At 62.2% G+C, this 18,238-nt stretch carries 22 protein-coding genes and 1 tRNA gene; 13 read left to right on the top strand and 10 right to left on the bottom strand.

Going from position 1 to position 18,238, the window contains the following annotated elements:
- The first annotated feature begins 2 nt into the window (after positions 1–2).
- Complete coding sequence (locus PH586_RS05930; RefSeq protein ID WP_271346849.1) at positions 3–401, top strand: DUF2802 domain-containing protein; 399 nt, start codon at positions 3–5, stop codon at positions 399–401.
- Positions 402–722: 321 nt separating this feature from the next.
- Here PH586_RS05930 and PH586_RS05925 read toward each other — a convergent pair whose 3' ends face one another.
- The gene (locus PH586_RS05925; RefSeq protein ID WP_271346848.1) at positions 723–1,058 is read right to left on the bottom strand and encodes an EscU/YscU/HrcU family type III secretion system export apparatus switch protein; all 336 of its coding nucleotides are present in this window, start codon (positions 1,056–1,058) and stop codon (positions 723–725) included.
- Positions 1,055–2,599 carry a flagellar hook-length control protein FliK gene (gene fliK, locus PH586_RS05920; RefSeq protein ID WP_271346847.1) on the bottom strand — a complete coding sequence of 515 codons (1,545 nt, stop codon included), beginning with the start codon at positions 2,597–2,599 and terminating at the stop codon, positions 1,055–1,057. Before fliK ends, PH586_RS05925 begins: the two co-directional genes overlap by 4 nt.
- 152 nt (positions 2,600–2,751) lie before the next feature.
- Here fliK and ccmA point away from each other — a divergent pair, with 152 nt between their 5' ends.
- The 10 genes from ccmA to PH586_RS05870 all read left to right on the top strand — a co-directional run bounded on the left by ccmA (position 2,752) and on the right by PH586_RS05870 (position 10,033).
- On the top strand, positions 2,752–3,387 hold the full coding sequence (gene ccmA / locus PH586_RS05915) for a cytochrome c biogenesis heme-transporting ATPase CcmA (RefSeq protein ID WP_271346846.1): 636 nt from the start codon (positions 2,752–2,754) through the stop codon (positions 3,385–3,387).
- The gene (ccmB, locus tag PH586_RS05910; protein ID WP_271346845.1) at positions 3,384–4,055 is read left to right on the top strand and encodes a heme exporter protein CcmB; all 672 of its coding nucleotides are present in this window, start codon (positions 3,384–3,386) and stop codon (positions 4,053–4,055) included. Before ccmA ends, ccmB begins: the two co-directional genes overlap by 4 nt.
- Before the next feature lie 63 nt (positions 4,056–4,118).
- Positions 4,119–4,877: a heme ABC transporter permease gene (locus PH586_RS05905; protein ID WP_271347057.1), complete on the top strand. Its 759-nt coding sequence runs from the start codon at positions 4,119–4,121 to the stop codon at positions 4,875–4,877.
- Positions 4,874–5,050, top strand: coding sequence for a heme exporter protein CcmD (gene ccmD / locus PH586_RS05900; protein WP_271346844.1), 177 nt, complete (start codon positions 4,874–4,876; stop codon positions 5,048–5,050). Before PH586_RS05905 ends, ccmD begins: the two co-directional genes overlap by 4 nt.
- Entirely contained in the window at positions 5,047–5,514 is a 468-nt protein-coding gene (ccmE, locus tag PH586_RS05895) for a cytochrome c maturation protein CcmE (protein WP_271346843.1), read from the top strand. The genes ccmD and ccmE overlap by 4 nt, the downstream gene beginning before the upstream one ends.
- Positions 5,511–7,484, top strand: a complete 1,974-nt coding sequence (locus PH586_RS05890; RefSeq protein WP_271346842.1) for a heme lyase CcmF/NrfE family subunit — start codon at positions 5,511–5,513, stop codon at positions 7,482–7,484. The genes ccmE and PH586_RS05890 overlap by 4 nt, the downstream gene beginning before the upstream one ends.
- The gene (locus PH586_RS05885) at positions 7,481–8,017 is read left to right on the top strand and encodes a DsbE family thiol:disulfide interchange protein (protein ID WP_271346841.1); all 537 of its coding nucleotides are present in this window, start codon (positions 7,481–7,483) and stop codon (positions 8,015–8,017) included. The genes PH586_RS05890 and PH586_RS05885 overlap by 4 nt, the downstream gene beginning before the upstream one ends.
- Positions 8,014–8,514, top strand: a complete 501-nt coding sequence (locus PH586_RS05880) for a cytochrome c-type biogenesis protein (protein ID WP_271346840.1) — start codon at positions 8,014–8,016, stop codon at positions 8,512–8,514. The genes PH586_RS05885 and PH586_RS05880 overlap by 4 nt, the downstream gene beginning before the upstream one ends.
- Positions 8,511–9,716 (top strand): c-type cytochrome biogenesis protein CcmI, encoded by a 1,206-nt coding sequence (gene ccmI / locus PH586_RS05875; protein WP_271346839.1) that lies wholly within the window; start codon positions 8,511–8,513, stop codon positions 9,714–9,716. The genes PH586_RS05880 and ccmI overlap by 4 nt, the downstream gene beginning before the upstream one ends.
- Complete coding sequence (locus PH586_RS05870; RefSeq protein WP_271346838.1) at positions 9,713–10,033, top strand: hypothetical protein; 321 nt, start codon at positions 9,713–9,715, stop codon at positions 10,031–10,033. The genes ccmI and PH586_RS05870 overlap by 4 nt, the downstream gene beginning before the upstream one ends.
- A gap of 188 nt (positions 10,034–10,221) precedes the next feature.
- Here the strand turns inward: PH586_RS05870 and PH586_RS05865 are convergent, their stop codons facing one another.
- The 6 genes from PH586_RS05865 to PH586_RS05840 form a co-directional block, all read right to left on the bottom strand.
- A complete protein-coding gene (locus tag PH586_RS05865; RefSeq protein ID WP_271346837.1) occupies positions 10,222–11,076 on the bottom strand; it encodes a pirin family protein in 855 nt (284 codons plus the stop codon).
- 96 nt (positions 11,077–11,172) lie between these two features.
- Positions 11,173–11,616, bottom strand: coding sequence for a MerR family transcriptional regulator (locus PH586_RS05860; protein ID WP_271346836.1), 444 nt, complete (start codon positions 11,614–11,616; stop codon positions 11,173–11,175).
- A gap of 72 nt (positions 11,617–11,688) precedes the next feature.
- Positions 11,689–12,423 carry an MlaA family lipoprotein gene (locus PH586_RS05855; protein ID WP_271347056.1) on the bottom strand — a complete coding sequence of 245 codons (735 nt, stop codon included), beginning with the start codon at positions 12,421–12,423 and terminating at the stop codon, positions 11,689–11,691.
- Positions 12,424–12,457: 34 nt separating this feature from the next.
- A complete protein-coding gene (locus PH586_RS05850; protein WP_271346835.1) occupies positions 12,458–13,756 on the bottom strand; it encodes a serine/threonine protein kinase in 1,299 nt (432 codons plus the stop codon).
- A gap of 76 nt (positions 13,757–13,832) precedes the next feature.
- Positions 13,833–14,321: a GNAT family N-acetyltransferase gene (locus PH586_RS05845; protein WP_271346834.1), complete on the bottom strand. Its 489-nt coding sequence runs from the start codon at positions 14,319–14,321 to the stop codon at positions 13,833–13,835.
- 131 nt (positions 14,322–14,452) lie between these two features.
- Positions 14,453–14,677, bottom strand: a complete 225-nt coding sequence (locus tag PH586_RS05840) for a DUF2061 domain-containing protein (RefSeq protein ID WP_271346833.1) — start codon at positions 14,675–14,677, stop codon at positions 14,453–14,455.
- Positions 14,678–14,933: 256 nt separating this feature from the next.
- Here PH586_RS05840 and PH586_RS05835 point away from each other — a divergent pair, with 256 nt between their 5' ends.
- Together PH586_RS05835 and zapE are read left to right on the top strand one after the other, a co-directional pair.
- The gene (locus PH586_RS05835; RefSeq protein ID WP_271346832.1) at positions 14,934–15,257 is read left to right on the top strand and encodes a ComEA family DNA-binding protein; all 324 of its coding nucleotides are present in this window, start codon (positions 14,934–14,936) and stop codon (positions 15,255–15,257) included.
- Positions 15,258–15,427: 170 nt separating this feature from the next.
- Positions 15,428–16,555, top strand: coding sequence for a cell division protein ZapE (zapE, locus tag PH586_RS05830; RefSeq protein WP_271346831.1), 1,128 nt, complete (start codon positions 15,428–15,430; stop codon positions 16,553–16,555).
- A gap of 242 nt (positions 16,556–16,797) precedes the next feature.
- On the opposite strand, the gene PH586_RS05825 is transcribed toward zapE, so the two are convergent.
- Both PH586_RS05825 and PH586_RS05820 read right to left on the bottom strand, forming a co-directional pair.
- Positions 16,798–16,873: transfer RNA gene (locus PH586_RS05825), tRNA-Asn, on the bottom strand.
- A 65-nt stretch (positions 16,874–16,938) separates the two neighbouring features.
- Positions 16,939–18,135 (bottom strand): amino acid aminotransferase, encoded by a 1,197-nt coding sequence (locus PH586_RS05820; protein ID WP_271346830.1) that lies wholly within the window; start codon positions 18,133–18,135, stop codon positions 16,939–16,941.
- Positions 18,136–18,238: the final 103 nt, after the last annotated feature.

The following is an 18,238-nucleotide window of genomic DNA, read 5'->3' as shown; positions in this document are numbered from 1 at the left end:
CAATGCTTGAGATCGCGCTGATTCTGCTCGGGGTGGTGTGCCTCGGGTTGGTTGGCACCTGCGTCTGGCTGGTCATGCAGCAGCGCCATCTGGCGTCGCTGCAGGCCGAGCGGGATGCGGCGCGCGATCTGCGGATCAAGGAGTTAAGTAAGCGCCTGGATATCTATCTGGCCGGCAGCGTGCGCATGGGTGAAGAACTGCACGAGCTACGGCAGATCGTTGCACCACTGCCGGACAAGCTCAGTCAGATCGAGCAGCGCGACCCAAGCAGTCTGTCGTTCACCCAGGCCGCACGCCTGGTCGGCCTGGGGGCCAGCGTCGATGACCTGACCCAGTCCTGCGGGCTGAGTAAGGCCGAGGCAGAGCTGATCAGCAAGCTCAACCAGCCGAGAAACCGCTAGTGATGTGTCAACGTTGCAATGTCGGTTAATCGCGGTCTTATCCATGTACCGCGATCCCCAAGGGTGGGTTAGGCGCACGCTGCCGAGTGCGATGAGCCAGCAAGATACGTGGCGCCGTAACCCAGCAGCGGCGCAACGCAGCCCAGTTTCGAGGCGAGGCGCCTGGTAGGTTACGCGGCGCGCCACGCTGGCGGTGTCTGATCGTTCGGAGGTTGGCGCCGCTCCCCCCCCTACAGAGATCCGACATTTCAGGATCGACACGACACCAATATTCGCTGCGTTGCCCCCGGATTGCCTCCGGGCTGCAAGAGCAGCCTTGCGCTAGCGGGGCGGGCCGTCGAGTAGCGCTGGCGGTGGGCTGATGTCGTTGTCGTGCTTATCGCGCTGGAAGCCCGGCGGGCACTTGCCTTTCAAGTGCCAGGCAAACGCGATGATTTCGGCAATGCAGCGATACAGTTGCTCGGGGATCGCCTCGCCCAGCTCCAGGCGTGCCAGCAGGCGCACCAGGTCGGCATTCTCGTAGATGGGCACTTCATATTCGCGGGCGATGGCGAGAATCGCTTCGGCCAACTCATCATCGCCCTTGGCGCTCAGGCTGGGGGCGTTTTGCCCGTCATAGGTCAGGGCGATGGCTTGGCGCGGTGCTGGTTTTCTCATGCGGTTTCGTCAACCCAGCGTTGTTCCAGGCTGGTCCTTGCTCCCTGGGGTGGTGTGCCTTGATTGCAGGCCAGTTCGCCGACATTCAGGCCGGCGGCTGTCAGGCGTTCACGCAGCGTGTTCAGCTCGGCGTCGATCAGGCTGGCGGTATGCGGGCGCTCGGCCCAGAGCTGGCTGGAGAGGCTGCCACGGGCCAGTTGGGCCTGGACTTGCAGCGGTCCCAGCGGCTCCAGGTCAAAGGCCAGTTCGACCTTCCACAGCGCTTCCTTGGGTTCGTTGTCCTGCGATTTCTGCGGCTCTTCGTGCTGGATTTTTACCTGCAGGGGCACCAGTTGCTGCTGGTCGCGCATGGGCAGTTCCAGTTGCCAGGTGGTCAGCAGGTTGCCGTCCGGGCCGATCTGGCTCTGCGCCAGACTGGACAGCTGATGGGTTTGCAGGCGCGAGACGGCGGCAGCGGCCAGTTTCAGCAGGGTTTGCAGATCCGCTTCACCCTCCATCGACTGCAAGAGGCGCGATGGCAGGGGGAAGCGTAATGCCTGTTGGCGGGCGCTGGATTGGCCCAGGGAGCCGAGGAGGTCGCGAGCGAATGCCGGCAGGGCCTGGGCCATGGCGGCGCTGGCGTTGGCCGCGGCCAGCGGTGCGCCGCTCGCCAGAGTGGGCAGCAGTTGGCTGATCAGGCGCAGCAGGTTGGCCTTCATGTCCGTCGGCAGGGCCTGGCCCTGGCCACCGAGCAGCTTGCTTTCGAGGAACAAACCGCTATCTGCCATGGCCTGGCTCAGTCCCTTGCCGGTGCTGAGTTGGGCGGCATCGGGCAGGGTGGTGAACAGTTTGTCGATGCTGGTGCGCAGGCCTTCCGGCAGTGACGCCTTGCCCTCTATGCCTTGCAGGGCCTTGAACAAGCCATCCAGCGAGCCCTGGCGGTTTTGCTGGCTGGCCAGTTGCTGGCTTAACTCGAGTTGATCGAGACGCCCGCTGAGGGGCAGGAAACTCAGGGCCTGACTGCCTTGCACCTGAGCGCTGAGCAGGCTGCCGAGGGGCAGCGCCAGCGGGGTTTCCAACGACAGTTTACTGCCAGCCAGCGGGGTGTTGAGCAGGCTCACGACTACCTTGTAGAGCACCTGCTGTGCTCTGGCTTGGGCCAGCTGCTCGCGCGCCACGACCTTGCCTTGCAGCATGGTGCCGATCGGCAGTTGTTCGAGGTCCAGGCTGGTCAGGGCTTTTTCACCACCGCCCAGCAGGGCCACCGCCAGGCGACTTTCCGAGAGTGCCGTGATCACCAGGCTGCTACCTTGGGCCAGGGGACGTGGACTGCTGGCCTGCAGGGTCGTCTGCTGCCCATTGTCCAGCGTCACCTTGAGCAGCAGCTGGAAGCTCTGCGCCACTTCCTTGAGGGCGACCACCTCGGCCTTGGCGGTCTCGCCGCTGGACAGCAGGCCTTGCAGTGGCTGCAGCAGCTTGAGTGCCAGATCGCTGGCCGGCGCATTGGCCCGACTGCTCGGTGGCGTTGGCGCTATTGGGCGTGAACTGCTGATTTCGCTCATTGGCGGGTTACACCCTGTCGAAAATGCCCACTGCGGGGGGCAGGGCATGGCATGTATAATCGCGCCCCGTCCGGGTCGGCGGCGCATTTAACTCGCGTCAGTATAGCGGCCGGGACACTGTCGACTTGAACCGCTTTTTAGGTGCATATGCCGTGACCAGCCCTCTTCTTGAAGCCGTGGCGCTCTCCTGTGAGCGGGATTGGCGCATGCTGTTCGAGCGGCTCGAGCTGCGCTTGGCGGCCGGCGAGATGCTGCAGGTTTGCGGTCCCAATGGCAGTGGCAAGACCAGTCTGCTGCGTCTGCTCGCTGGGCTGATGCAGCCGACCGCCGGCGAAGTCCGCCTGAATGGGCAGCCGCTGGGCTCGCAGCGCAGCGAGCTGGCACGTAATCTGTTGTGGATTGGCCATGCTGCCGGGATCAAGGGTTTGCTCACTGCCGAAGAAAACCTGGCCTGGCTGTGTGCGCTGCATCGTCCGGCCGAACGCGCGGCGATCTGGCAGGCCCTGGAGGCCGTTGGTCTGCGCGGTTTCGAGGATGTGCCCTGTCACACCCTGTCTGCCGGCCAGCAGCGTCGTGTCGCGCTGGCCCGCTTGTATCTGGACGGGCCGCCATTGTGGATCCTCGATGAACCTTTCACCGCCCTCGACAAGCTCGCCGTGGCGCAACTGGAGAACCACCTGGCTTGGCACTGCGAAATGGGCGGTCTGGTGTTGCTGACTACCCACCATGCGCTGACGGTGAAGCCCGCCGGTTACCGCGAGCTTGATCTGGGGCAGCGTATCCTATGAGCAATGTCTTCAGTTTATTGGTCGCGCGCGAAGCGCGACTGTTGTTTCGCCGGCCTGCCGAGCTGGCCAATCCGCTGGTGTTCTTCGCCATCGTGATCGCCCTGTTTCCCTTGGCCGTGGGGCCGGAGACCCAGCTGTTGCAAACCCTGTCCCCGGGTCTGGTGTGGGTGGCGGCATTATTGGCTGTTTTGCTCTCGCTGGATGGCATGTTTCGCAGCGATTTCGAGGATGGCTCGCTGGAGCAGTGGGTCCTTTCGCCGCACCCCTTGCCTCTTCTGGTATTGGCCAAGGTACTGGCAAACTGGCTGTTTTCCGGCCTGGCCCTGGTGCTGCTGGCGCCCTTGCTGGCCCTGATGCTCGGTTTGCCCGGGCGTTGCCTGCCGGTGCTGCTGCTTTCGCTGCTGCTCGGCACGCCGGTGCTGAGCCTGCTCGGCGCGGTTGGTGCGGCGCTGACAGTGGGCCTCAAGCGGGGCGGCCTGTTGCTGGCGCTGCTGATTCTGCCGCTGTATATCCCCGTGCTGATTCTGGGCAGCGGGGCGTTGCAAGCCAGCCTGCAGGGATTGCCGGCGGTTGGTCACCTGTTGTGGCTGGCCAGCCTCACCGCGTTGGCGTTGACCTTGACACCCTTTGCGATTGCCGCCGGTCTGACGATTAGTGTCGGCGAGTGATTTACAACCGTGCTACCGAGGACGGCCAATGCGCGGTCATTACCTCGGAGACTGATGAGTAATCTGATGAACTGGACGTGGTTTCACAAGCTGGGCTCGCCCAAGTGGTTTTATGAAATCAGCGGACGCTTGCTGCCCTGGCTGAGCGCGGCTGCCGTCGTGTTGCTGGCGGTGGGGCTGGTCTGGGGGCTGGCGTTTGCGCCACCGGACTACCAGCAGGGCAACAGCTTCCGCATCATCTATATCCATGTGCCGGCAGCGTTTCTGGCCCAGTCGGTCTACGTCATGCTGGCGGTGGCCGGTGGGGTCGGCCTGGTGTGGAAAATGAAGATCGCCGATGTCGCGGTGCAACAGGCCGCTCCCATTGGTGCCTGGATGACCGTGATCGCATTGGTGACTGGCGCCATCTGGGGCAAGCCGACCTGGGGCACATACTGGGTCTGGGATGCGCGCCTGACCTCGATGCTGATCCTGCTGTTCCTGTATTTTGGTGTGATCGCTCTCGGCCAGGCCATCAGCAACCGCGACAGCGCAGCCAAGGCGTGCGCGGTCTTGGCCATCGTCGGGGTGATCAACATCCCGATCATCAAATACTCGGTGGAGTGGTGGAACACCCTGCACCAACCCGCCACTTTCAGCGTGATCGAAAAACCGGCCATGCCGCTGGAAATGTGGCTGCCACTGCTGATCATGGTGCTTGGCTTCTACTGTTTCTTCGGTGTCGTATTGTTGCTGCGCATGCGCCTCGAGGTGCTCAAGCGTGAGGCGCGCAGCAGTTGGGCCAAGGCCGAGGTCAAAGCTCAGGTGGAGAAAAGTCTATGAGCTTCAACTCGTTTGCCGAGTTTCTCGCCATGGGCAGCCATGGCGCCTACGTCTGGTCGTCCTTTGGCATCAGCTTGGCCGTGCTGGCGCTGAATATCGTACTGCCGCTTTTGGCACGCCGCCGTTACCTGCAAGACGAGGCGCGTCGTTTGCGCCGGGAGAAATTGCAATGAATCCTGTTCGCAAGAAGCGCCTGTTGATCATCCTGGCGATCCTCGCCGGCGTGGGTATCGCCGTGGCCTTGGCCCTGAGTGCGCTGCAACAGAATATCAACCTGTTCTATACCCCGACCCAGATCGCCAACGGCGAGGCGCCACAAGACACGCGCATCCGCGCCGGCGGGCTGGTGGAGGAGGGTTCGGTCAAGCGTTCCAGCGATTCCCTGGAAACTGACTTCGTGGTGACCGACGGAGCCGAAAACGTGACCATTCGTTACAGCGGCATCCTCCCGGACCTGTTCCGCGAAGGCCAGGGCATCGTGGCCATGGGCAAGGTCAATGCCGATGGCGTGTTGATCGCTGACCAGGTGCTGGCCAAGCACGATGAAAACTACATGCCGCCGGAAGTCATGCAGGCCTTGGAGCAAAGCGCAATGAAGCAGAAGCATGACGCGGCCACGCAAGGGGGTGCGCAATGATTCCTGAACTTGGCCATCTGGCGATGATCCTGGCCCTGTGCCTGAGCCTGGTACAGGCCAGCCTGCCGATGATCGGAGCCTGGCGCGGCGATCGGCAGTGGATGAGCCTGGCGCAGCCTGCGGCCTGGGGCCAGTTCTCCTTTCTGGTCTTCGCCTTCCTGTGCCTGACCTATGCCTTCATGGTCGATGATTTTTCCGTTGCCTATGTGGCCCACAACTCCAACAGCGCGCTGCCCTGGTACTACAAGTTCAGTGCCGTGTGGGGCGCCCACGAGGGCTCGCTGCTGCTCTGGGCATTGATCCTGGCCGGCTGGACCTTCGCCGTGTCGATATTCTCCCGCCAGTTGCCCGAGGAGATGCTCGCCCGCGTGCTCGGGGTGATGGGCATGATCAGTGTCGGCTTCCTGCTGTTCCTGATCGTCACCTCCAACCCCTTCGAGCGCTTGCTGCCGAACACGCCGATGGATGGCCGCGACCTCAACCCGCTGCTGCAGGATTTCGGCCTGATCATCCATCCGCCGATGCTCTACATGGGTTACGTCGGTTTTTCGGTGGCCTTCGCTTTCGCCATCGCCGCCTTGCTCGGCGGCAAGCTGGATGCGGCCTGGGCGCGCTGGTCGCGGCCCTGGACCATAGTTGCCTGGGCCTTCCTCGGCATCGGCATCGCCCTGGGCTCCTGGTGGGCCTATTACGAACTCGGCTGGGGCGGCTGGTGGTTCTGGGACCCGGTGGAGAACGCCTCCTTCATGCCCTGGCTGGTCGGTACCGCACTGATCCACTCCCTGGCAGTGACCGAAAAGCGCGGGGTGTTCAAGAGCTGGACCGTGCTGCTGGCGATTGCCGCCTTCTCCCTGAGTCTGCTCGGCACCTTCCTGGTGCGTTCCGGGGTACTGACCTCGGTGCATGCGTTTGCCACCGACCCGGCGCGCGGCGTGTTCATCCTGGCCTTCCTGTTAATGGTGGTCGGCGGTTCGCTGACCCTGTTCGCCATCCGGGCGCCGGTGGTCAAGAGTCAGGTCGGTTTCGCCCTCTGGTCGCGCGAGACCCTGCTGTTCGTGAACAACCTGATCCTGGTGGTGGCAGCCGCCATGATTCTACTCGGCACCCTCTATCCGCTGGTGCTGGATGCCATGACCGGGGCCAAGCTGTCGGTGGGTCCGCCGTACTTCAACGCGATGTTCGTGCCGCTGATGGGCCTGCTGATGGTGATGATTGCGGTCGGTGTGCTGGTGCGCTGGAAGGACACGCCGCTACGTTGGTTGCTGGGCATGCTGGCCCCGGTATTGATCGGCAGCGTGGCATTGGCGGTACTGGCGACCTTTATGCTCGGCGATTTCAGCTGGGCGGTACTGGGTGTCTGCCTGCTGTCCGCTTGGGTGGTATTGGCTGGGCTGCGCGACATTCATTCCAAGACCCGTCACAAGGGCCTGCTCAAGGGGCTGTCAAGCCTGACCCGCAGCTACTGGGGCATGCAGACGGCGCACCTCGGTCTGGCCGTATGCGCGCTTGGAGTGATCCTCACCAGCATGGGTAGCTTCGAGCGTGACCTGCGCATGGCGCCGGGCGACTCGGTGGAAATGGGCGGTTACCAGTTTGTCTTCGAGGGCGCCGAGCACTTCGAGGGGCCGAATTTCACCTCGGACAAAGGCACCGTGCGCATCCTCGAAGACGGCCAGCCGATCACAGTGCTGCACCCGGAGAAGCGCCTGTATACCGTGCAGCAATCGGTAATGACCGAAGCCGGGATCGACGCCGGCATCACCCGCGACCTGTTCGTCGCCCTGGGTGAGCCGCTGGAAGACGGCGCCTGGGCCGTGCGCGTGCACATCAAGCCGTTCGTGCGCTGGATCTGGTTCGGCGCCTTGCTGATGGGCTTTGGCGGCTTCCTCTCGGCGTCCGACAAGCGCTACCGGATGAAGGTGACCACCCGCGTGCGGGAGGCCCTGGGCATGGCGGGGGCGCAAGCATGAAGCGGCTGATCCTGTTGTTGCCGTTGGCGATCTTTCTCGGCGTGGCGCTGTTTCTCTACCGCGGCCTGTTCCTCGATCCCGCCGAGTTGCCATCGGCGTTGATCGACAAGCCGTTCCCGGCGTTTTCCCTGCCCGCGGTAGAGGGCGATAAGAGCATCAGCCAGGCCGACCTCAAGGGCCAGCCGGCACTGGTCAATGTCTGGGCCACCTGGTGTGTCTCCTGCCGGGTCGAGCATCCGGTATTGAACAAGCTGGCGCAGCTGGGCGTGACCATCTACGGGGTCAATTACAAGGATGACAACGCCGCGGCGCAGAAGTGGCTGGCCGAATTCCACGATCCCTACCAGCTCAATATCAACGATGCACGCGGTTCGCTGGGCCTGGATCTGGGGGTGTACGGCGCGCCCGAGACCTTCCTGATCGACAAGGACGGCATCATTCGTCACAAGTTCGTCGGTGTGATCGATGAGCGGGTCTGGCGCGAAAAACTGGCGCCGCTGTATCAAGCGCTGGTCGACGAGGTTACCCCATGAAGCGTTTGCTCAGTGCCGCCGTGCTCGGTCTGGCCCTGCTCGGCAGCGCCCAGGCGGCCATCGATACCTATGAGTTCGCCGATGAGGCGCAGCGTCAGCGTTATCGCAGCCTGATCGAGGAACTGCGCTGTCCCAAGTGCCAGAACCAGAACATCGCCGATTCCGATGCGCCGATTGCCATGGATCTGCGTGCCGAAGTCTATCGCATGCTGCAGGAGGGCCAGAGCAACGAGCAGATCATCGATTTCCTGGTCTCGCGCTATGGCGATTTCGTCCTCTACAAGCCACCGGTAACGACGCGCACCCTGCTGCTGTGGTACGGACCGGCCGGTCTGTTGCTCGGTGGCTTCGTGCTGCTCGGCGTGGTGGTACTGCGTCGTCGGGGCAAAAAGTCCGTGGGCTCGAGCGGTCTTTCCGCCGATGAACAGCAACGCCTGGCTGCTCTGCTCAGCCAACGGCCTACCAATCAAACGCCTCAGGATAAGAAAGACCGATGATCGAATTCTGGCTGTCTGCCGGCCTGCTGTTGCTGGCTGCCCTGGGTTTTCTGCTGATACCGGTCCTGCGAGGCCGCAAGGCCCAGGCCGAAGAAGACCGCACCGCATTGAACGTCACCCTCTATCAGGAGCGCCTGCAGGAGCTGGAGAATCAGCGCCAGGCCGGTGCGCTGAGCGATGAGCAATGGCAAAACGGTCGCGACGAAGCGGCCCGCGAACTGTTGGCCGACACCCAGGGTGCCGAAAGCAAGGCCAGGGTCGGTGTGCTCGGCAGCAAGGTGCCGCTGACCGTCGCCTTGCTGATGCCGCTGCTGGGTTATAGCTTGTACCTCTACTGGGGCGCGATAGACGACGTCGAGCGCGCGCGGACCTTCGCCGAGCAGCCGCAGACCATCGAAGCGATGACCGCGCGCCTGGAGGCGTCGGTGAAGGCTGATCCGAAGTCCGCCGAAGGCTGGTACTTCCTCGGCCGTACCTACATGGCTCAGGAGCGTGCCGCTGATGCTGCCACAGCGTTTGAACGTGCGGTGGCGAATAGCGGGCGCGAGCCGGCGTTGCTCGGCCAGTGGGCCCAGGCCTTGTATTTCGCCGGCGACAAACAGTGGAGCGGGCAGCTGCAGGCGCTGACCGATGAAGCGTTGCAGGCCGACCCGGCGGAAGTCACCAGCCTCGGCCTGCTCGGCATCGCCGCCTACGAAGAAGGGCGTTTCGAGGAGGCCATTGGCTTCTGGGAGCGTCTGGTGGCCGTATTGCCTGAACAGGATCCCTCACGCCAAGCCATTCAGGGCGGCATCGACCGGGCCCGTGAACGCCTGGCTGCGCCGACGGATGCTCCGCCGGTTGCCGCCGCGCCCCAGCAATTGACCGTTAAGGTCGACCTGGCTGCGGCCTTGAAGGACAAGGTCCAGCCGAACGACAGCGTGTTCGTCTTTGCCCGTGCCGCGTCCGGCCCGCCTATGCCGCTGGCGGTCAAGCGCCTGACCGTGGCCGATCTGCCGGCCGAGGTCAGCCTGTCGGACAGTGACGCGATGATGCCGCAGCTGAAAATTTCCGGATTCGAGCAAGTCCTGTTGGTCGCGCGTATTTCGCGCAGCGGCAATGCCACCGTCGGCGAATGGATTGGCCGCAGCCCGCCATTGGCCAGCAGCACCACCGAGCCGCAACAACTGACCATCGATACCGCCGAAGGCCAAGCGCAATGAGCCGGTGGCGAGCGATTGTCCTGGCCATCGGCTTGGCGGGTCTTGCCGGCTGTGCGGTGCAGAGCACGGCGCCGATCGGTCAATTGCCAGTGACCAAGTCACATCCCCGCTATGCGCCACCGCCAGGGGCGCAAAGCCATTGGGACGCGGGGCTGGGGGTCTATGTTGTAGAAGGCGCCCGCGATCTGTATTACCGCGAACGCACCTACTACCGCTGGAGCAGTGGCTGGAGTTGGGCGACCAATCCGCAAGGGCCGTGGCAGCCAACCGACAGCAGCGGCGTGCCACCGGGCCTGTACCGCCGGTACGCGCAGTAACGCTGTTGAAGGGTGGGTAGGGCGGCGATCCGCATTAGCCCACCGCTGCGCCGGGGCGGGAGATTCTGCGGATGCAGGCACACGTGGCAGCTTGCGCCATCGTTGCGGGTGGATGGCTAAGCGTCATCCACACCTAAGTTGTTGCAGTCCTTGCGCGGGAACATGGGGCCTAGGGTCATCCGCCGCGATCAGGCCAGCTCGCCGTCACGGAAGTCGCGTAGCGCCTGCTCGATCTCTTCCCGGCTATTCATCACGAATGGCCCGTATTGCACGATGGGCTCGCCCAGCGGCTTGCCGGCGATCAGCAGCAGCTTGGCGCCGTCGCGGCTGCTTAGCAGCAGATCCCCACTGTCGGACAAGCGCACCAGGCGTCCGGCCGGTACCGCCTGCGCACTGGCGTCCGGTAATTCAAGCGTACCTGCATAGACGTAGAGCATGGCGCGATGGCCATCAGGCAGGCGCGGCGCGATCTGGCTGCCGGCTGGCAGGCGCAGGTCGAACAGCTGTGGCTCGGTGTGCGGGCGTTGCACGGCGCCGCTTTGCTGCACGTCCCCGTCGTCGAACTGCCCGGCGATCACCACCACCTCGACCCCGGCGGCGGTGGTCAGGTGCGGAATCTCGCTGGCCGGAATGTCGCGGTAGCCGGGCTCGCCGAGCTTGTCCTTGGCCGGCAGGTTGAGCCACAGCTGGAAGCCGCGCATCAGCCCTTGTTCCTGCTCGGGCATTTCGCTGTGGATGATGCCGCGGGCGGCGGTCATCCACTGCACGCCGCCGCTTTGCAGTAGACCGACATTGCCCAGGTGGTCTTCATGGCGCATGCGGCCTTCGAGCATGTAGGTGATGGTCTCGAAACCACGGTGTGGGTGCGCTGGGAAGCCGGCGATGTAGTCGTCAGGGTTGTCCGAGGCGAATTCATCGAGCATCAGGAAGGGGTCGAAGCGCTCGATGCCCCCGCCGCCAATCACTCGGTTCAAGCGCACCCCTGCACCGTCGGACGCGGGTTGGCCGGGTTGGATGGCGAGTACGCTGCGCTGTGGCTTCATCGGGCACCTCCTCAAGTTGGAATATGCCCATCATATGCCTGCAAATCAGATTGAAGGTTGCGAAATACGCGTGATAATGATCGGTTTATTAGATGGCTAGTGGGCCGGGCAGGGCGTGGCTGGGCGGTTTTCGCTGGGCAGTTCGAAATCCTCGATCAGCCGGCAGATAGCTTGGCCATCGGGGGCGCATTGAGGTCTGTCGGCCCAATCGTCAAGCGCATTGCGCATCACCAGGGCCAGACGCTGACATTCATCGATATGCGTCTGCAGGGTGAGCAGGCGTTCGCCAAGCAGGTCACGAACTTCGCTGCAGGGCGCGGTACCACTGTCGGCGCGGGCGAGAATGCTCTGCACATCCTTGAGACTGAAGCCCAGGCGGCGAGCGCGGGCGATAAAGCGCAGGCGCTTCAGGTCGTCGTTGACATAGTGCTGATAGCCGTTATGCGGATCGCGGCTGGGACGCAACAAGCCGAGGTCGGTGTAATGGCGCACAGTCTCCGCGCTGACGGCAGCGGCTTTGGCCAGTTGGGCGACGCGCATGGGGGGCTCCTGAAAGAACAAGGGTCGGGCCAGGATAAAACCCTGGGGCGACCCCATGGTCAAGCAGTTGGCTTATTCGACAATCAACAGCTTGCGCGACTCATTGTAGAAGTAGCGGATCTTCTCGTACTCGAACGGCGAGTTGAGCTGGCCGTAGCGAAAGTTGACGGTGGAGCGCTGGTCGACCGTCTCGAGCAAGGTGATTTCCGGATGGCTGTTGCTGGCTTCGGCCACGTTCAGCCAGTTGACCTGACTCTTGGCGCTGAAATCCACCACCAGTCCGCCAGTGTCGCGCAGGTTGGAGGGGCCGAGCAGCGGCAACATCAGGTAGGGCCCGGCCGGTGCACCATAGAAGCCCAATGTCTGGCCGAAGTCCTCGCGCTGTTTCGGCAGGCCCATGCGGCTTGCCGGATCCCACAGCCCGGCCACGCCGATGGTGGTATTCAGCAGCAGGCGCGCGGTGGTCTCCATCGAGCGTTTGGCTTTGAGCTGCAGCACGCTGTTGAGCAGGTTGGGCACGTCGCCGAGGTTGCTGAAGAAGTTGGTCACCCCATGTTGCACGACTGTCGGGGTGATATAGCGATAACCGTCGACTATGGGCAGAAACACCCATTGATCGAAGCGGTAGTTGAAGTGGTAGACCCGGCGGTTCCAGGACTCCAGGGGGTCATAGACATTCAGCGCGCCGAGGGTCGAGCGTTCGAACTCGCGCTGATCCAGGCCCGGATTTAACTCCAGGTGTTGCAGGGGGCGCTTGAAACCGTCGTCGTCGGTCTGATGCTGGGCCTGGGTCAGGCCGCTGGTCATGAGTAGGGTCAGCAGCAGGGTTGTAGCAAGAGGCTTAACCACGGAAGAACTCCAGCATGGCGTCGCTGTTGACGCGGTAGTTGAGGTTGCCGCAGTGCCCGCCGAACGGGTAGACGGTCAGGCGATCCCCCAGGGTTTTGCGCAGAAAGCCCAAATCGCCAGGGCCGAGGATGAGGTCGTCGGCGTTGTGCATCACGGCGATCTTGCTGGAATTTTTCAAATAGTCCTCGATGGCATAGAGACTGATCTGGTCGACCATCTGGGTAATGCTGCCGCCGTCATGGCGCGCTCGCCACATCGGGATCAGCTGCTCGGTGATGTAACAGTCGAAGTTGCATTGCAGGGCGCGCTTGAAGAACGGTGTGAGGCTGGTGCTGTCGTTGATCGGGTAGCGCGCCGGGGTGATCAGGCCGCGCCGGTTGATCAGGTCAGAGGTGAAGGCGATGTCGGCAGCGGAGAAACGAAACACTGCGCCAATCAGCATGGCCATCTGCTCGTCGGAAAGCTGCTCCTTGGAACGCTGGAAGTCGAAGAGCATCGCATCGTTGAGGTCAACATAACCCTTCGCCTGGAAATAGCGGGTCAGCTTGGCCAGTACCATCTCGTAGAAGGTGGTGGTGCTGTTGATGCCTTCGACCTGGGTTTGTACCAGGCGGTCGAGGTTGCTGGTCGAGGTGTAGAGGTTGACCGGAGGGTTGAGCAGCAGCACGCGTTTGAAGTTGAAGCTGCGCCGGGTTTCGTCGAGCTGGCTGACAAAAGCCGCTTGCAGAGCACCCAGGCTATAGCCGGTCAGGTGGAAGGCGCTGACCTTCAGGTGCGGATGCTGGGCGCGCACGGCCTGCATCGCACGATAGAGGTCGTCGGCATCTTCGCCGGTGAGGCCCGGTGTGGCATAGCGCGAGGCGGCGCTCATGAAGTCGTAGCTGGTCGGTGAGGAGAGCTGTACCACGTGGTATCCGGCACCGTAGAACAGTTTCTTCAGGTATTCCGCCGTGCTGCTGTTATACGGCATGCCCGTGCCGGCGATGATGAAAATAAGCGGGGCCTCACCTTTTTGCTCGGCCAGGCTATAACCCATCTTGGTTACCGGCCAGAAGTTATCCGGCAATTCGAACTCGCGCTCCGGGCGCAGTTTGACCCGGTAGTCCTGCTGGTCAATGTCGGCATCGGCCGGCAGCTTGGGTTGCAGTTCCGGTGGCGTGGTGGCGATGGTCGCCTCGAACGGGTTGGTCAGGGGGTAACCGTAACTTTGCGCGTCGATATCGGCCGCCAACAGTGGCCCGCCGAGGGTTATGCCGCACAGCAGAGCAGCGAGACGATGGACAAGCGGCATGACTTAAATCCCTTTAAAAGAGAGCGGATTGATCGAGCTGGATAGGTTTGACAGCGAAACCTTCATAGAGTGCCGGTCAAGCCGATATTTGACTCAGGTCGTGTAGCGCAGGGCCGGTCAGGCGATACACCGTCCAGTCATTCAGCGGCTCAGCGCCCAGGCGCTGATAGAAGCCGATGGCGGGTTCGTTCCAGTCCAGTACTGACCATTCCAGGCGCCCGCAACCACGCTCTATAGCCAAGCTTGCCAGCTTGCCGAGCAAGGCCTTGCCCAGTCCCGTACCGCGGGCGCTGGAGCGGACATAAAGATCCTCCAGATAAATACCGGGTTTACCAAGGAAGGTCGAGTAATTGTGGAAGAACAGAGCAAAACCGGCGGCAGCACCGTCCACCTCGCCGATCAGTACCTCGGCAAAGGGCCGCGAGCCGAACAGGTGCTCGGCCATTTGTACGGGGTCGGCGACCACCTGGTCGCTGAGCTTTTCATATTCGGCCAGTTCGCGGATAAAGCCGAGAATCAGCGCAACATCGTCACGCTGGGCACTGCGGATGTGCAACTGGGGCATGGTCGTTCCTCAAGGTGTTGAGTAGGCGAGCATGCGGTGTGGCTATGGTTGCTTGCAAGACATGCCCATACGGTCGGCTGTTTCTGCGATTAGCCCGCGGCAGTCGCAATGTTGCTTTCTTTCATCAGACTTCAAGCCTGGGCGGCTAACCAGGAATGTGTCGGTTGCTCTGTGGGCGGGCGCGAACGGATCTCCAGGCGCTGCCAGACCTTCTCGTGGAAGTTGAAACCGACTGAGTTGCACAGTGGCTCGATTGCAGCCACCAGGCCACTTGCCGCAACACTGCCGGTCAGCGCATAGGTCACCGAAAAAGCGATAAAAAAGTGCATCAGGGTGAAAGTCAGGGTCTTGAGCATGGCGGATTTCGATGAGAATAATTGTCGTTAGATTTAAGGCTAGCGGCTCAAAGTCGATTGATTAAATGAATCAAATGCATCTGCTCGATAGCCTTCGTGACTTGTCTGGCGGACTGCACTGACAGTGCATGGCAGCATTAAGGCGACAAAAATGCATCAGTGAATTTGACAAAGCGATGACGGCGGCTAACTTGAAGTGCGCGGCGCATGGATGTCCCGCGCGTCGACTTGAGCTTTTCTGAAAAGGAGTTCCAATATGCCTAAGCGCTATCTCGCTTCCCTGCTGTGTGCGGTTCTGACCGCCACCGTTCTCAGCGTATCCGCCGCCGAAACCAGTAAGACTGCACCCGCCAAGCCTGCGGCCGTGCAAGTGGCTGAGGTCGGCATGGTCAATCTCAATACCGCCGATGCTCCGACGCTCCAGCGTGAACTGAGTGGTATCGGCGAGACCAAGGCCCTGGCTATCGTGGCGTACCGTGATGCCCATGGCGCATTCGCTTCGGTTGACGAGCTGCTCGAGGTCAAGGGTATCGGTGAGTCAATTCTGGCGAAGAATCGCGACAAGCTGAGCATCAATTAACCGAAACGCTGGAAAATGAAGGCCGGTCACTGACCGGCCTTTTCTATTCTGGGGGGTGACCGCAGCCTGGCTCTGCCATACAGTGCGCGCTTTCTGGGCGGTCATTGGTCGTCCTATCATGACCTGGCCTGGCATGGGCAGGTGCAGATCAACGGACGGTTGTCTTTTCGATGAATGTGATGTCTCCCCAGGCGATCTACCAGCATGCTATCGAACAGCATGGTTTCCACGCGGATGCCGCCCAGCAGCGAGCGGTGAGTTCGCTGGAGCGTTGCCATCGGGCGTTGCATCAACCAGAGGCCAGTGCCCAACCAGTCAGTGGGGTGTATCTCTGGGGGCCGGTAGGGCGAGGCAAGACCTGGCTTCTGGATCAGTTCTATCAAAGCCTGCGGGTGCCTGCGCGGCGTCAGCATTTTCATCATTTCATGCGCTGGGTGCACCGCCGCCTGTTCCAGTTGACCGGCACGCCCGATCCCTTGCGGGCTTTGGCTCGTGAGCTGAGCGACGAGGTCCGGGTGCTGTGTTTTGACGAGCTATTCGTCAGTGACATTGGCGATGCCATATTGGTCGGCGGCTTGTTGCGGCTGATGTTCGAGGAGGGCGTGGTGCTGGTTGCCACGTCCAACCAGATGCCGGAACAGCTGTATGCCGACGGTTTCAATCGGCAGCGCTTTATTCCGGCGATAGACGCCATCAACCAGTACATGCAGGTAGTCGGTGTCGATGGTGGTCAGGACCACCGCCTGCATCCGGGCGTACCACATCAGCGCTATTGGCAGACCGAGTCGGATCGGCCCAGTGCGCTGCCGGAGGTTTTTCGTCGGTTAACGACGGGTGAACGGTCCACTGATACGCCTGTGGTACTCGGGGAACGCGCCATCAGCGTCGTGCAGAGGGCTGCGGCAGTGCTTTGGTGCCGCTTTTCCGATCTGTGCGAGCAGCCAATATCGGCGCTGGATTTTATTGCCCTGTGCGATCGTTTCTCGGTCATTGTGCTCAGCGAAGTGCCGGCCCTGAGCGGTCAGCAGAGGCCAGGTAATATCGCCCGTGGTACCGAGGACGGCATCGAACGGGTGCTGGCCGGCGACCGCGAGCTGCCCGCGCTGGCGGCGCATGACGATAGCGTACGACGCTTCATTGCGTTGGTGGATGAATGCTACGACCGCCGCGTGCCCCTCTACCTGGAGGCTCAGGTGCCGCTGGAAGCGCTATACACCGAGGGTTACCTGGCGTTCCCGTTTCGCCGTACCCTGAGCCGCCTGCGGGAAATGCAATTGCAGCGCTTTTCCGCCGTTTAGCCGGCGCGATGCACTCGTCAGCTTCCTAGGGACAGTCCTGGCGAGAGTCCGCAGGCAATAAAAAGCCCAGCTGAATGGCTGGGCTTTCGAATTTGGCTCCGCGACCAGGACTCGACAGCGCAGCTGAACGCGCGCAAGCAGCGGCCCCTGAGGGGTGAGCGTAGCGAATAACCTGGGACGCCGTCCCGGTGAGAGTCTGGCAGGCGAAAAAAAGCCCCAGTATTAACCGAGGCTTTCGAATTTGGCTCCGCGACCAGGACTCGAACCTGGGACCCAATGATTAACAGTCATTTGCTCTACCGACTGAGCTATCGCGGAACAACGACGCGTATCCTACTGATTAGGAAGGGGAAGTCAAGTATCTAGGACTTCCCCTGGCCCGTTCAGAGAACCTGGGCGATGGCGCGAGTGACCGAATCCAGGTTGTTGCGGTTGAGTGCCGCAACGCAGATGCGACCGGTGCCGACCGCGTAGATGCCGAACTCGTTCTTCAGGCGCTCCACCTGCTCGGTGGTGAGGCCCGAGTAGGAGAACATGCCGCGCTGCTGGGCGACGAAGCTGAAGTCGCGCTTGGCGCCCAGGGCGGTCAGTTGCTCGACCATGGCCAGGCGCATGGCGCGGATGCGATCACGCATTTCGCCCAGTTCGGCTTCCCACATGGCGCGCAGCTCGGGGCTGTTGAGCACTGCGGCGACCACGCTGGCGCCGTGAGTCGGCGGGTTCGAGTAGTTGGTGCGGATGACGCGCTTGAGTTGCGACAGCACCCGACCGGTTTCGTCTTTCGAGCCGGTGACGATGGACAGCGCGCCGACTCGTTCGCCATACAGCGAGAACGACTTGGAGAAGGAGCTGGAGACAAAGAAGGTCAGGCCGGACTCGGCGAACAGGCGCACGGCGGCGGCGTCTTCTTCGATGCCGTCGCCAAAACCCTGGTAGGCGATATCGAGGAAGGGGACGTGCTCGCGCTCACGCAGGATTTCAAGGATGGCCTGCCAGTCGTCCATGCTCAAGTCGACGCCGGTCGGGTTGTGGCAGCAGGCATGCAATACTACGATCGAACGGGCGGGTAGGTTTTTCAGGTCTTCAAACAGGCCGCCGCGATTGACCCCATTGCTGAAGGCATCGTAGTAGCGGTAGTTGCGCACCGGGAAGCCCGCCGCCTCGAACAGTGCGCGGTGGTTTTCCCAGCTTGGATCGCTGATGGCAACCGCTGCATCAGGTAGCAGGCGCTTGAGAAAGTCCGCACCGATTTTCAATGCGCCAGTGCCGCCCAGGGCCTGGGCAGTAATCACTCGGCCTTGTTTCATCAGGGTCGAGTCGGCGCCGAACAACAGGGTCTGCACGGCCTGGTCGTAAGCGGCGATACCTTCGATCGGCAAGTAGCCACGGGGCGCATGGGTGGCGGTCAGCGCATTTTCTGCTTCAGCCACGGCCCGCAATAGCGGAATTCGCCCATCTTCATTGGTGTACACGCCAACACCGAGGTTGACCTTGTCGGGGCGGGTATCGGCGTTGAAGGCTTCGTTGAGGCCCAGAATGGGGTCGCGCGGAGCCATTTCGACGGCAGAGAACAGACTCATGGATGCGGCAGCTCGAATCAGGAGGGGTGAATGTCTGCAACGCCCCGCTAGGGGTTGCGTAAGTGGGTCGGTAGTATAACGACCCATAACGTGCGTCGCGACA

Source organism: Pseudomonas aestuarii, assembly GCF_027988105.1.
Lineage (GTDB): Bacteria > Pseudomonadota > Gammaproteobacteria > Pseudomonadales > Pseudomonadaceae > Aquipseudomonas > Aquipseudomonas aestuarii.
Note: the sequence above shows the minus strand (reverse complement) of the source record. Positions and strands in the feature narration are given on the sequence as shown.

Bases quoted from the DNA above. Each gene is read 5' to 3' on its own strand.
- fliK (WP_271346847.1), bottom strand. From the start codon at position 2,599: ATGAGCGAAATCAGCAGTTCACGCCCAATAGCGCCAACGCCACCGAGC.
- PH586_RS05835 (WP_271346832.1), top strand. From the start codon at position 14,934: ATGCCTAAGCGCTATCTCGCTTCCCTGCTGTGTGCGGTTCTGACCGCC.
- ccmI (WP_271346839.1), top strand. From the start codon at position 8,511: ATGATCGAATTCTGGCTGTCTGCCGGCCTGCTGTTGCTGGCTGCCCTG.
- PH586_RS05865 (WP_271346837.1), bottom strand. From the start codon at position 11,076: ATGAAGCCACAGCGCAGCGTACTCGCCATCCAACCCGGCCAACCCGCG.
- PH586_RS05930 (WP_271346849.1), top strand. From the start codon at position 3: ATGCTTGAGATCGCGCTGATTCTGCTCGGGGTGGTGTGCCTCGGGTTG.
- PH586_RS05850 (WP_271346835.1), bottom strand. From the start codon at position 13,756: ATGCCGCTTGTCCATCGTCTCGCTGCTCTGCTGTGCGGCATAACCCTC.
- PH586_RS05880 (WP_271346840.1), top strand. From the start codon at position 8,014: ATGAAGCGTTTGCTCAGTGCCGCCGTGCTCGGTCTGGCCCTGCTCGGC.
- ccmB (WP_271346845.1), top strand. From the start codon at position 3,384: ATGAGCAATGTCTTCAGTTTATTGGTCGCGCGCGAAGCGCGACTGTTG.
- zapE (WP_271346831.1), top strand. From the start codon at position 15,428: ATGAATGTGATGTCTCCCCAGGCGATCTACCAGCATGCTATCGAACAG.
- PH586_RS05860 (WP_271346836.1), bottom strand. From the start codon at position 11,616: ATGCGCGTCGCCCAACTGGCCAAAGCCGCTGCCGTCAGCGCGGAGACT.
- PH586_RS05890 (WP_271346842.1), top strand. From the start codon at position 5,511: ATGATTCCTGAACTTGGCCATCTGGCGATGATCCTGGCCCTGTGCCTG.
- ccmE (WP_271346843.1), top strand. From the start codon at position 5,047: ATGAATCCTGTTCGCAAGAAGCGCCTGTTGATCATCCTGGCGATCCTC.
- PH586_RS05840 (WP_271346833.1), bottom strand. From the start codon at position 14,677: ATGCTCAAGACCCTGACTTTCACCCTGATGCACTTTTTTATCGCTTTT.
- PH586_RS05885 (WP_271346841.1), top strand. From the start codon at position 7,481: ATGAAGCGGCTGATCCTGTTGTTGCCGTTGGCGATCTTTCTCGGCGTG.
- ccmD (WP_271346844.1), top strand. From the start codon at position 4,874: ATGAGCTTCAACTCGTTTGCCGAGTTTCTCGCCATGGGCAGCCATGGC.
- PH586_RS05855 (WP_271347056.1), bottom strand. From the start codon at position 12,423: ATGACCAGCGGCCTGACCCAGGCCCAGCATCAGACCGACGACGACGGT.
- PH586_RS05925 (WP_271346848.1), bottom strand. From the start codon at position 1,058: ATGAGAAAACCAGCACCGCGCCAAGCCATCGCCCTGACCTATGACGGG.
- PH586_RS05870 (WP_271346838.1), top strand. From the start codon at position 9,713: ATGAGCCGGTGGCGAGCGATTGTCCTGGCCATCGGCTTGGCGGGTCTT.
- PH586_RS05820 (WP_271346830.1), bottom strand. From the start codon at position 18,135: ATGAGTCTGTTCTCTGCCGTCGAAATGGCTCCGCGCGACCCCATTCTG.
- PH586_RS05845 (WP_271346834.1), bottom strand. From the start codon at position 14,321: ATGCCCCAGTTGCACATCCGCAGTGCCCAGCGTGACGATGTTGCGCTG.